The organism is Streptomyces cavernae, from assembly GCF_004023625.1.
GTDB lineage: Bacteria > Actinomycetota > Actinomycetes > Streptomycetales > Streptomycetaceae > Streptomyces > Streptomyces cavernae.
In genome coordinates, this window is the sequence record NZ_RPDJ01000051.1 from 40,318 (window position 1) to 52,705 (window position 12,388).

At 71.8% G+C, this 12,388-nt stretch carries 10 protein-coding genes; 8 read left to right on the plus strand and 2 right to left on the minus strand.

Features of this window, described 5'->3' with window-relative positions; all coding sequences use genetic code 11:
* Nucleotides 1-75 precede the first annotated feature (75 nt).
* Nucleotides 76-1,989, minus strand: a complete 1,914-nt coding sequence (locus EF387_RS41205; RefSeq protein WP_128381746.1) for an NAD-binding protein — start codon at nucleotides 1,987-1,989, stop codon at nucleotides 76-78.
* A 295-nt stretch (nucleotides 1,990-2,284) separates the two neighbouring features.
* Between EF387_RS41205 and EF387_RS41210 the strand changes: the two genes are divergently transcribed.
* Both EF387_RS41210 and EF387_RS41215 read left to right on the plus strand, forming a co-directional pair.
* Complete coding sequence (locus EF387_RS41210) at nucleotides 2,285-2,818, plus strand: SigE family RNA polymerase sigma factor (protein WP_128381736.1); 534 nt, start codon at nucleotides 2,285-2,287, stop codon at nucleotides 2,816-2,818.
* Between the two features lie 20 nt (nucleotides 2,819-2,838).
* Nucleotides 2,839-3,702, plus strand: coding sequence for a hypothetical protein (locus tag EF387_RS41215; protein ID WP_128381737.1), 864 nt, complete (start codon nucleotides 2,839-2,841; stop codon nucleotides 3,700-3,702).
* Nucleotides 3,703-4,155: 453 nt separating this feature from the next.
* On the opposite strand, the gene EF387_RS41225 is transcribed toward EF387_RS41215, so the two are convergent.
* Nucleotides 4,156-5,358 (minus strand): L,D-transpeptidase, encoded by a 1,203-nt coding sequence (locus EF387_RS41225; RefSeq protein WP_128381738.1) that lies wholly within the window; start codon nucleotides 5,356-5,358, stop codon nucleotides 4,156-4,158.
* A 218-nt stretch (nucleotides 5,359-5,576) separates the two neighbouring features.
* On the opposite strand from EF387_RS41225, the gene EF387_RS41230 reads away from it, so the two are divergent.
* The 6 genes from EF387_RS41230 to EF387_RS41255 form a co-directional block, all read left to right on the plus strand.
* The gene (locus EF387_RS41230; protein WP_128381739.1) at nucleotides 5,577-6,773 is read left to right on the plus strand and encodes a lipid II:glycine glycyltransferase FemX; all 1,197 of its coding nucleotides are present in this window, start codon (nucleotides 5,577-5,579) and stop codon (nucleotides 6,771-6,773) included.
* The gene (murJ, locus tag EF387_RS41235; protein ID WP_274388984.1) at nucleotides 6,770-8,428 is read left to right on the plus strand and encodes a murein biosynthesis integral membrane protein MurJ; all 1,659 of its coding nucleotides are present in this window, start codon (nucleotides 6,770-6,772) and stop codon (nucleotides 8,426-8,428) included. Before EF387_RS41230 ends, murJ begins: the two co-directional genes overlap by 4 nt.
* A 23-nt stretch (nucleotides 8,429-8,451) precedes the next feature.
* Nucleotides 8,452-9,132, plus strand: coding sequence for a response regulator transcription factor (locus EF387_RS41240; protein WP_128381740.1), 681 nt, complete (start codon nucleotides 8,452-8,454; stop codon nucleotides 9,130-9,132).
* A gap of 116 nt (nucleotides 9,133-9,248) precedes the next feature.
* Entirely contained in the window at nucleotides 9,249-10,769 is a 1,521-nt protein-coding gene (locus EF387_RS41245) for an ATP-binding protein (protein ID WP_128381748.1), read from the plus strand.
* Nucleotides 10,766-11,416 (plus strand): hypothetical protein, encoded by a 651-nt coding sequence (locus tag EF387_RS41250; RefSeq protein WP_128381741.1) that lies wholly within the window; start codon nucleotides 10,766-10,768, stop codon nucleotides 11,414-11,416. Before EF387_RS41245 ends, EF387_RS41250 begins: the two co-directional genes overlap by 4 nt.
* Nucleotides 11,417-12,244: 828 nt before the next feature.
* On the plus strand, nucleotides 12,245-12,388 hold a 144-nt coding region (locus EF387_RS41255), incomplete at its 3' end, for a MerR family transcriptional regulator (protein WP_155589818.1).

Sequence of the window (12,388 nt, forward strand, 5' to 3'; positions counted from 1 at the left end):
CCGCTGGGTATCAGCGGTACTCGCGGTAGTGGGGTACCGACCGTCCTGGGATACCCGCGGTATCGGTTCTCGTGCTCATGCGCTCGTGTTCGTACGGTGCGGCCTTCGTCCCAGCAGTTCCGCCAGCCCTCGTCGGGTGGCGGCCAGTACGACGCGGTCCCCGGCGCCCAGAACGTATCCGGGCGGCAGGTCCCAGACGAGACCCTGCTGTTCGCCGGGCGCCCCCGTGTCCAGCGCCAGCACCCGCCAGGCCCCGGGCCGGAACGCGTCGGCGACGGTGCGCCCCTCCAACCGGGGGCACTCACCCACGTCCACGGCCGCGAACAGCAGCACCTTGCGCTCCACCGGGATGGCCCCCAGGATCTGCCGCCCCATCATGGCTCCCGCGAAGGCGGGTGCCGCGAGGTGGGACACGCTCCGGCTGCGGGTGAGCGCCTGGGGGTGCGCTGCGCGCAGCGTCCGGTAGACGGCGGTGGCGAAGTCGTCGTCGTACAGCCGCATGACGACCCGCAGGTCGGGCCGCAGTGACCTGGCGTACAGGGCCGCCTCGAGGTTGGTGGTGTCCACGCTGGTCAGCGCCAGCAGGGCGTGTGCCCGGTGGATCTTGGCGGCTTCCAGGACTCCTTCGTGGGTCACGTCGCCGAGCACCACCGGCACGCGCAGCCGGCGCGCCACGGCGAGCCCGCGTGCCTCGGGCCCGGCCTCCACGCAGACCACCGGAATGTCCAGCTCCCGCAGTCGTGCCAGGACGCGGGTACCGATCTTGCCCAGTCCGAGGAGGACGACATGACCCGACAGTCCGCGCGGCACTCGTCGTACCGCCGTCCCGCTGCGAAAGGTGCCGAGCGCCTCCAGCACGGCGGCCAGCAGTACCGGGAGCAGCAGCAGTCCCATCAGCCCGGAGAGAAGCTGCAGGATCTGCCGGCCCAACGGCTCGCCTATCGCGGGGTCGTTGATGGCGAACAGGTCGAGCAGCGTGAGGTACGTGGCCCGCAGCGGATGCTCCCCGGTGACCACCATCGACGCCACGGCCAGCGCGATCACGCACCCGACCAGCCCGGCAAGGGACCACCGCAGCCGCCGCGAGAACAGCGATGCGAACGGCGGGACACTGCGTCCGGCCGGCAGGGCGGACCCCGTGTACTGCACGGTCTCCAGGACGACGGTCCCGCGCCCGCCCGCCGCGGCCACGGACGCCTCGTCGGGCAGCAGTTGGGGTCCGTGCGCCCCGCTGCCCTCGGCCCCCTCGGTACCGGCCGGGTTGGTGGTGGTCGCCGAGAGCAGGGCCAGAGTGCACAGTCCGGTGTCGCCGTTCTGCCCTGGCGGGCGCTCCACCGCGCGCAGCAGCAGCCCGTCGGTCTGGACGACTTTGCTGGTGCCGGCCACGGCTGTCGCGGCGAGCGCGGGGGCCGCGGTGTCGGCGTCGGACAGGACGGTGGTGGAGGCGTCGAATCCCGCGCTCCGCGTGCCGCTGCGCTCGTCGCCGTCCACATCTCCGTCGACGCCCGTCCGGCCGGCGCGGCCCTCGATCGCCAACGCCGAGGCCTGGTCGAGGAGTTCCTCCATGCGCTGGCCGAGCCGGCGGTTGTAGAGGCGGAGCACCAGCCGCAGCCGCGGATTGAGGCGGCGCGCGGTCAGCGCCGCGCGGATGTTCGTCTCGTCGTCGTCATAGACCAGCGCGAGTGCTGCCGCTCGTTCCACACCGGCCTCGGCCAGGATGGCTTCGTCGGCGTCGGCGGCTTCCAACAGCCGTACGCCGACAGGGCCGTTGGCGGGCGACCGGACCGCGGTCGGCTCACCGTTTCCGGCAGCCCGGTTCACCGCTGCCGACACCCGGTCGAACAGCGCGGACGCCCGGGCCATGCCGACCACCGGCTGCCGCACGTCCCGCGCTGCGGGCGGCACGACCAGCGTCACCCGTTCTCCGTAGACGGCGCGCAGCTCTCCGGCCAGCCGGTGGGCCAGACCGTCGTCTCCGCACACGACCATGTGCGCATCGACGTCACGTACCGCGTTCCGCTCGGAAAGGCTCGCCACGCGGTCAAAGACTGCCCTACGGAGACGGGTGGTTCCACTGTGGAGCGGAGCGAGCGCAGGCTCCATGCCCACCCTGTGCCGCGGCCGGAGTCCGCCTCCCCTCGTGCCGCGTCCCTGGCCGGCCCTGCCCGGTGTCCGGGGCGCGGGACGCCCGCGGTGAATTCGGTTTCAACCTTTAGGGTGCGGCAGCGCTCTGAAGTCGGGTGACAGGACAGGGTCCTCGACAGGGCCCGGAAAGGGGGAGCAGATGCCGGAGAACGGCCAGGGCTCCGAAGCGGCGGAGGGCCTTGAGGCCCCCGACAGCTTCGAAGCCTTCGCCCGGGCGAGCCAGAGACGGCTGTACCGGACCGCGTACCTGCTGTGCGGGGACCCGGACACGGCCCGGGACCTGACTCAGACCACGCTTGCCAAGCTGTTCCAGCACTGGCGGAGGGCGAGCGCCGCCGACCACATCGAGGCCTATGCCAGGACCGTGCTCACCCGCACCTACCTGGCCGAGCGGCGGCGCCGGCTGCGGGACCTGCTGGCGCACTCCCGCCCCGATCCGCGGCCCGCACCCGACCACACCGATCTGCGCGTGACGCTGATGACGGCACTGGCCGGACTGCCGCCCAGGGCGCGGGCCATGGTCGTGCTGCGGTACTGGGAGGACCAGAGCGTCGAGTCCGTGGCCGAGCTGCTGAAGTGCAGTGAGTCCACGGTCAAGAGCCAGTGCTCACGCTCCCTGGTGAAGCTGCGCGCGCAACTGGGCGAGGCCCACATCTACGCCACGGGGAGCTGAGGAACGTCATGGGAGACCACATGCCCGAAGAGGACCGCCAGACCGCCCTGCTGGTCAGGGACGCGATGGAACGGACGGTGGCGGTGCTGCCGTCGGTCGACGACCTGGTGCCCACCGCGGTCGTCCAGGGCCGACGCCGCAGGGCCCGTGCCCGTCTCGCGATCGCCGCCGGTATCAGCGTGGTGGTCGGGGCCGTGGCGTTCGGCGCCGCGACACTGCCCGTCGGGGGAAACGGCGACACGACGGTCCTCCCCGCCGCGAGCACCACCCCCGAGCCCCGCGAGTCGCTCGCCCCGGTGGAGAAGCCGGAGCCGTACCGGACGCCGGTCCACATCGAACCCACGAACGACGAGGAACGGAGCATGACCGACCTGCCGCCTGCCGAGCGGGAACGGCGGGAAGAGTTCCAGCAGCGGGCGGCCCGTCTCCTCGACGAGCTGCTGCCGGCCACGGTCGGCCTGATCCGGCCGGTCGACCTGGAGGTACGGCGCTACCAGGGCGAAACCGAAGACGGCAAGGTGTTCCCCATCATCTTCTCCGTGCGGCCGTCCGACGACGGCTCCGGCCCGAAGCCGTGCCCCGGCGAGCCGGGCGCCCTCAAGGGCGGAAGCTGCGAGCGGGCCACTCTGCCGGGCGACATCGAGGCGACCTCCTACCGCTTGCTCACCGACTCGCCGGAAACCACGGCCACCCTGGTGTATTTCTCCTACGGGGACAGTGCTGTCTCACTCACCGTCAACCCGGACGCCGACGCCACGCTCTCGGCCCCGGTCACCAGCAGGGAACTGATGACGGCCGTCGCCGACTCACGCTTCCTCGACCTGGTGCGGTACGCCGCGGAGAACCCGATGCAGCAGACGGGGACCGCCATCGCCGGCGGCTGAAGGACGGCCGTCGCAGGGCACCCGTTCCTCCAAGGCGGTCGGTGGTCCCTTCACCCCCTGTTCGGTCGGGCGGCGCCCGGCTGTTTCGAAGTTCGAACAGCCGGGCGCCCAGCGCGTACGGGCCGCCGCCCGGCCCAAGCGCGTCACCGTCGGCTACACACCGGGCATCATCGTCACTCCGGCGGTACGCGAAATGCGCCACCGGCACCCCGACGCCGACGTGCGGACCCTCCACCTACCGGGGACCAACCGCGCCCGGCGCTGCTGGATCACCGCGTGGACGCCGTCGTCGCCCGGCTGCGACCTCACCACGGTCCCGCTGAGAGGCGTCGAGCCCAGCCAGGTAGTGCTGGCGACCCGCACCCGTGACCGCAACGGCCTCGCGGCGGCGGTTGCGCCTGCGTCGTTGCGCGGGCCTGGTCACCCTGGAGTTGCCCGGACCGCTTCCGCTTCCTAGCGCAGCGCGCTTTTCTGCCGCCACTCGGTCCACGAGAGGTTCCACGCGCCGAAGCCGTTCCCTGGCGCGACCACACCCTTGGTGTCCTTGCCGGTTATCTCGAACGGGTCGCCCGGCCGCACCTGCCCGTAGAACCAGGCCGCGTCCGCGTCGCTCATTCCTATGCATCCGGAACTCTGGTTGGCCTTGCCGAAGTAGCGGGCGTTCCACGGGGCGGCGTGTGCGTACATGCCCGACCAGGTCAGCCGCATCGAGTGGTCGACCATCTTGTCGTAGGCGTCGCCCAGGCCCACCGTCTCGGAGTTCATGTTGATGGTGCCCTCCTTGGCCATGAGCACGGCGGTTCCGCGCCAGGAGCGCTTGTCACCACCGGGCGTTCCGCCGGAGACCGGTATGCGCCGGACTGTCTCGCCGTCGCGTACGAGTGTGAGCCGATAGCGGTCGAGGTCGACCTTGACGATCTGTCGGGCGCCGATGGTGAAGGTGGTCGTGTAGTCGCGTACGAACCAGCCGCCGTCCGCGCCGGAGTCGGTGCCGTTCAACGCCGCGTTCAGCGTGACCTTGGTTCCGGGCTTCCAGTACTTCCTGGGCCGCCAGTCCACCCGGTCCCTGCCCGACCAGTCGCTTATCCAGCCCCAGGAGCCCTCGGTGCCGTTCGAGGTGGTGATCTTGAGCTGCTTCTCGACCTCGGCCCGGTTCTTGACCGGATGGTCGAAGACCAGGGAGATCGGCTGGGCGATGCCGACGTTGGTGCCGGCGCCCGGTCGCCAGTCGACCTTGTTGACCTTGTCCGCCGGAGCCGTGGTGAAGGTGGCCCTGGTGCTCTTGACGGTTCCGCCCTCGGTCCGAGTCGCCGCCGTCACCGTGTACGCCGCGCCGGGTACGGCCTTGCGGTCGGAGACCCACGACCGGCCGTCGGCGGCGACCTTGCCGGTGAGCCGGTGGCCCTCGGCGTCGGTGACGGTCACCGAGGTTAGCCTGCCGCCCGCGGCCGTGACCCTCACCGGCTCGCCGGCCGGGACCTGTTGTCCCGTGGGCGTGACGGTGACCGTGACAGGGCGGTCGTCGGCGCTCGGCGTCACCTTGGACTCCGGGGCGTCAGGGGATGCGCTCGACGAGCAGGCGGCGAGCGGCGCCAGCAGGGCGGCCACGGCAGCGGCCCGGACGCGGGCATGGGCGAGTACGCGTGTGCGGGGCAACAGGACCTCCGGGAAGGACGAGAACGGGGTGGGCGATTCGCCGATGCCGTGACTGTAGAGCTGAAAAACCCGAGGTCAGCCGCTGTGCGGCAATGTGACGGCGACTGGTGGGGAACGGTCATCGTCCGGTCACATTCGCCGCGCGGAGCGGTCATGGGCCGCTGTGAACATCCTGTCCGACCCCGCGACAGGCCCGGGGAGAAGGAGAGGCTCAGACTGTGTCAGCGCTGCTTGTGCCGCCCAGCCGCGTGCCCCAGCCACGGAACCGGGACGTGGCCCTGCGAACCATCACCGCGGAGACATACCGCCACTTCCTCGCGTCCCCCGACGGCGCGGCCCTCGGTGCCGGTTTCCTGCAGTGCCCCTCCTGGGCCGACGTCAAGGAGGGCTGGCGCGCCCAGCTGCTCGGCTGGGGTCCGGATCCGGAGGCAGGCGAACTGACGGGCGTGGCCCTGGTGTTGCTGCGGCAGTTCCCCGGCACCCGCAAGTACTTCGCCTACCTTCCCGAAGGGCCCGTCGCCGACTGGAGGGACCCCGACGTCGACGGCTGGCTCGGCCCGCTGCTCGAACACCTGCGCCGCGCGGGCGCTTTCGCCGTGCGCATCGGTCCGTCGCCCGCCTACCGGCGCTGGGACGCCGCCCTGCTCAAGCCGCTCACCGGCCCGGGCCGACGCCTGGGCGACGTCCTCGCCAGTGAGGTCGACCCGCTCGGCACCGCCGTCGCCGAGCGGCTGCGGGCCCGCGGCTGGCGCCGCTGCGGTGGGGACGGGACCGGAGGCGACGGGGACGCCCAGCCCCGGCACGTCTTCCATGTGCCGCTCGCCGGACGCACCACCGAGGACCTGTGGTCCGGCCTCAACCAGGAGTGGCGACGCAACGTGCGCCGAGCCCGGAAGGAGGGCGTGGCGGTGGTGGTGGGCAGTGCGGCGGAACTCCCCGAGTTCCACCGGCTGCTCGGCATCACCGAGCGACGCGACGGGTTCCGGCTCGGCCGCTCGCTCGCCTACTACGAGCGTCAGTACGCGGCGCTCAACACCGAGGAACCGGGGCGGATGAAGCTGTACCTCGCCCGTCACCGAGGAGAGATCCTGGCCGCCCACACGATGATCACGGTGGGCCGCCGGGCCTGGTACCAGACCGGCGCATCGGCCGACCACCGTCGCGAGGTCCGGCCCTCCAACGCCCTGCAATGGCGCATGCTGCTGGACGCCCACGCCCTCGGCGCCGACGTCTACGACATGCGCGGGGTACCCTCCACTCTCGATCCTGGGGAACGTGCGTACGGACTGCTGCGGTGGAAGCTCGGCACCGGAGGACAGGTCGTCGAGACGTTGGGGGAGTGGGAGAGGCCATTGGGCGGCAGCGCCAACCACGCCCTTCACCGCGCCTTCCAGGCGTATCTGAACCGCCGATGAAGCAGACGACGCCGACGACACCAGCCGGCGCGGACGGCGCGGACGGCGCGGACGGGGCGGAAGCGACGAAGGCGGCCTCCACGGCCCGCGGCAGTGCCGTCATGGCCGCCGGATCCATCGTCTCCCGGGCCACCGGTTTCGCCCGGTCCGCCGTGGTCGCGGCAGCGCTCGGCACCATCGGGCCGATCGCCGACGGCTACGCGGTCGGCAACGCCCTGCCCACCATCGTCTACATGCTGCTCCTCGGCGGCGCGCTCAACGCCGTCTTCGTGCCCGAACTGGTCAAGGCCGCCAAGGAGCACGAGGACGGGGGTGTCGCATACACCGACCGGCTCGTCACCGTCTGCGTCGTCGCCCTGCTGGCGATCACCGCGACCGCGGTATGGGCGGCTCCCGCGATCGTCGGCGCGTACACCGACTACACCGGCCGACAGGCGGCCATGACCATCGCGCTCGCCCGCTACTGCCTGCCCCAGATCTTCTTCCTCGGACTGTTCACGCTGCTCGGGCAGGTACTCAACGCACGGGGCCGGTTCGGCGCGATGATGTGGGCGCCGGTCCTGAACAACGTCGTCGTCATGACCGTCTTCGGTCTGTACCTGGCCCTGGCCATGGGGCGCGGGGGCACGCTCACCGCGACCGAGACCGCCGTGCTCGGCTGGGGCACGACCGCCGGTATCGCCGTCCAGGCACTCGCCCTCGTACCCGCGCTGCGCGCGGCCCGCTTCCGCTGGCGGCCCCGCTTCGACTGGCGCGGCAGCGGACTGGCCCGCCCACTGCGATCGGCCGGCTGGCTGGTGCTGCTGGTCCTGGCCAACCAGGCCGCCTACTGGGTCACCACCCGGCTGGCCACCACCGCGGGCCTCGACGGCGGCCCCGGATACGGCGCGTACAACAACGCCTATGCCCTGTGGGTCGTACCGCACGGCATCATCACGGTCTCCGTGGTGACCGCGCTGATGCCCCGGATGAGCGCGGCCGCCGCCGACGGGGACACCGCCGCCGTGCGGCGCGACGTCTCCCACGCCCTGCGCGTCTGCGCCTCGGCCGTCGTACCCGCCGGCTGCGCGCTGTTCGCCCTCGCGCAGCCGGTGATGGCCCTCGTCTTCGGGTACGGCAGGACCAGCGCCGACGACACGGCCGCCATGGCGGGGATCCTGATGGCCTTCGCGCCGGGACTCGTCGCCCTGTCGGGCCAGTACGTCCTGTCCCGCGCCTTCTACGCGCTCTCCGACACCCGTACGCCGTTCCTGCTCAACCTCGTGATCGTCGCCCTCAACGCGGGACTGTCCCTGGCCGCCGCACACCTGCTGCCGGCTCGCTGGGCCGTGACGGGCATGGCGGCGGCGCACTCACTGGCGCTGTGCGCGGGCTGGGCGGTGACCGGCCGGGTGCTGAGTCACCGGCTCGCCGTCGCACGCCCCCTGCGTTCGTCCGCCGTCGGCACTCACGCGCGGCTGGTGCTCGCCGCAGTCCCCGCCACCGCGCTGGGCCACTTCGCGGCCCTGGGAACCGCACCGGCGGGGACGGTGGTCTCCACGGTTGCCGGCGCGGCGGTCGTCGTCCTCACCTTCGCCCTGCTCGCACGTCCGCTGCGACTCGCCGAACTCGCCGCGCTGCTCTCCGGCGTACGCCGTAGACGGATCCGGACCTGACCACCACCGAGGGAGAACTGCCGATGCCCCGCGTGCTCCTCATCGAGGACGACCCTTTCGTACGCGAGGGGGTCGAAATCGGTCTGCGCCGCCGCGGCCACGACGTACGGGCGGCCGCGACCGGTGAGGCCGGCCTCGCCGCGCTCGCCGAGTTCCGCCCCGATCTGCTGCTGTTGGACCTGATGCTGCCCGGAATGAACGGCGTACAGGTCTGCCGCCAGGTCCGCGAGCACAGCCAGCTGCCGATCATCATGCTCACCGCGCGCGGCGACGACTTCGACGTGGTCGTCGGCCTGGAAGCCGGCGCCGACGACTACATCGTCAAGCCCGCCCGTCCCGACGTGATCGAGGCCCGCATCCGTGCCGTACTGCGCCGCTTGGACGCCGGCGCGGGCCGCCCGGCCATCGAGGTCCACGGCGAACTCACCGTCGACCGGGTCGGGCTGACGGTCACCAAGGCCGGCCGGCCGCTCGCGCTCGCTCCCTCGGAACTCAAGCTCCTGCTGCACCTCTGCGCGGCTCCTGAGCAGGTGTTCAGCAGACAGCAACTGCTGGAGCACGTCTGGGAGCACAGCTACCACGCCGACGCCCGACTGGTGGACGCATGCGTCCGCCGTCTGCGCGGCAAGATCGAGGACGAGGCCGGCAGCCCCCGCTACGTCCAGACGCTGCGGGGCTTCGGCTACCGCTTCGGGCCGCTGTGACCACCGGCCCTCATCCCGGTCGGTTGCGCCGCGACGAGGACACCGGTCGGTTGCGCCGCGACGAGGACACCGGTCGGTTGCGCCGCCACGAGGCCACCGGTCGGCAGCGCCGCGACGTGGCCACCGGTCGGCAGCGCCGCGGAAAGGACGAAGGGCAGGGCGGTACGGCCACCGACGAACAACGGCCGCGGGTCAGGGCGTTCGGGCTGCGCACGCGGCTGTTGCTCGCCTTCCTGCTGGTCGCCGCCGTCAGCGCCGGTACGACGGCCGCGCTGACCTACCGTGAGGCCCGCACCGCGGTGCTGAGGACCGCCCAGGACACGGCGGTCTCGTCGTTCCGCGACCACGTCCAGCAGACGGGCTTCTCCCTGCCCGTGCGGAAGGAGGGCATGGAGGAGGTCCTGCGTGACCTCGCCCGCAAGGGCAAGCCGCGGCCCTGGGTGGTGTTCGCCGAGTACGGTTCGCTCCGCGCCTCGTCGGGCGAGAACCCCGTCTCCACCGTCATCACACCCGAACTGCGCCGCGCCGCGCGGGCCAACCCCCGCGGCGCCTTCGAGCGGGTCGTCAAGGACGGCGTTCCCTACCTGACCATCGCCATGCCCACAGTCTTCAAGACAAGCCCCGGCAGCGTGCTGCCCACCGGACTCGTCCTGTACGCCGTCATGCGGATGGCCGACGAGCAGGTCAACGTCGACGCCCTCCTCATGGCCGCCCGGGACGGTGCCCTGCCCGGCCTCGCCGTCGCGCTGATACCCGGCCTGATCGCCGCGCGTAGTGTGCTGCGCCCGGTGAGGGAACTGCGCCAGGCGGCCCGGAGCATGGGCAGCGGCAGACTCGACACCCGGATCCGGGTGCGCGGCAGCGACGAACTGGCGGACCTGGCCCGCACCTTCAACGAGTCGGCGGGCCAACTGGAGGGGTCCGTGCGTGAACTGCGTGAGGCCGAGGAGCGTGCCCGCCGCTTCGCCTCCGACGTCTCGCACGAACTGCGCACCCCCCTCGCCGGAATGCTTGCCGTCACAGAGGTTCTCGAAGAGGACGCGGAGGGCCTGGGCGCCGACACCGCCCGCGCGCTCCGGCTGGTCAGCGCGGAGACCGGAAAGCTCGCCGTGCTCGTCGAGGACCTGATGGAGATGTCCCGCTTCGACGCCCGCGCGGCCGAGCTGAATGACGACGAGGTCGATGTCGCCGAGGCCATCCGCAAGACCCTGCAGAACCGGTACTGGACCGACGACCGGGTCGGTGTGCAACTGCCCGACGGCATCCGGGCCCGGCTCGACCCGCGCCGCTTCGACGTCGTGATCGCCAACCTCGTCGGCAACGCCCTGAAGCACGGCGGCGCGCCCGTCACGGTACGCCTGTGCACCGAGGTACGGTCCCCGGGCACGCCCGTGCTGATCACCGAGGTCATGGACAGCGGACCCGGCATTCAGCCCGAGGTGCTCCCGCACATCTTCGACCGCTTCTACAAGGCCGATGCGGCCCGCACCCGCTCGGCGGGCAGCGGCCTGGGGCTGGCGATCACCCTGGAGAACGTGAAGCTGCACGGCGGAACGATCCGTGCGGGGAACCGGCCCGGGGGCGGTGCCGTCTTCACCGTCGAGATACCGCTGCACGCGGAGGAGGCCGGCGGATGAGGCGTGCGCGGACGCGTCGGCGTGCGGCAGCCGTCGCCGTCGTGGCCGCCGTACCGCTGCTCGGTGGCTGCGGTATCCAGGAGACCGACGTCATCGAGGCGGGCGGTCCCGCCTCCGTCCAGGCCTTCCTCAACCGTGAGTACGACATACTGCTCTTCTTCCGTTCCCCCGACGGAGGGCTGGCCCCTGTGATCCGGACGCCCGCGAGCTCGTCCGTGTTCGACGGGTACGTCGAGGAAGGCTCCGGAGACCAGAACCCCGGCGAAACGGCCGGGCGGGTGCCGACCGAGAAGGTCGTCCTGGCGTTGCTCGGCGGTCCGCAGGAGGAAGACCTGGCCGTCGGCCTGGGCACCTCCCTTCCCGCCGCCCACCCCGGCGGGACCGTCGAGGTCGAGCGCTCCCCGGGCGGCAGGGTCACGACCCGCCTGCCCTTCGCCCTGGGGGGACTGGACAGCACTGCTCTACGTCAGCTGACCTGCACGATCGCCTACAGCCAGGACGCCGACGGCCAGGTCGTCGTGGAGCTGAGGGGACAGGACGGGGTATCGAGGTCCGGCACCTGCGGACTCGCCCCCGGCAACACCGGGAAGGCAACCGCGGAGACCGGAACCCGGGCACGGACCACGCCGCCCGGCACGACCGGCTGAGAACGCGTCGCAGGGGGCGGCTGACCGGGGTTCGACGGGGGTACGCCCGTCCCCTCGCCGCCATGCTCACCCAGAGCAGCCGATACTGCGCGACCTGGACCGTGAAGACGAGACGGCCGGGCTCCCAGCAACGACAAGCCCGCTACCAGCGGAGAAAGCGCTGGTAGCGGGCTGGGAGCGGAAGAGCAAGAAGGACCGCCCTTCGGGGGCGGGCGTCCTTGGGGCGCCATCGCGGGTGGGAGTTCCGGCGCTGCGGGCGGCTACTGGGTAGTGGGTAGCTGGGTAGTGGGGGTGTCCGCCCCACTAGCCAGTAGCACGGGTGCAGGGGCACGGCATTTGGGCGCCGGGCGTCCGTCGGCCGGGTACGAGCCGGTAGGTGACGGCGCCCCCCGCGTTCCTGACACCCTCTGACAGTCAGGCACCGCGTGTGCCTAGGGCATGCGATCTGACACCCGGCCTGCCCCTCCCAGTGACGTTGGCTGACACCGAGCCTGACACCGCTCCCCCGTGTGGGACTCAGGACGGCAGTCCAGGCGGGCGCACCGCCGCTCCCGCCTGGACTGCCGTCCTCAAATTGCCTTCCAAGGGGCAGATGGCCGCCGCCGACACCAAGAAGAGCACGCGGCGCCGGGTGCTCTTCTTGCTTGTGCGGGCGGTGACGGGGCTCCATGAAAATCCTCAACCCCTGCTCGGGGTGCCATGACGGGACACCAAGGGCGAGGGACCGTCCGATAGCCCGTCAGGGTCCCCGGGTGGTGGGTAGTTGCACATGCCGTAGCGGCATGTGGTGTCGTCGAGGGCACCACAGTACGAAAGGCCCTGTCTGAGATGTACCCCTTCGTCACGCCTCCCCGCGACGTCAAGATCGGCGATGCCGCCGCCTTCGCCGGAACCACCCCGCGCGCCATTCGTCACTACCACCAGATCGGTCTGCTGCCGGAGCCCGAGCGAGGCGGAGACGGACGCCGCCGC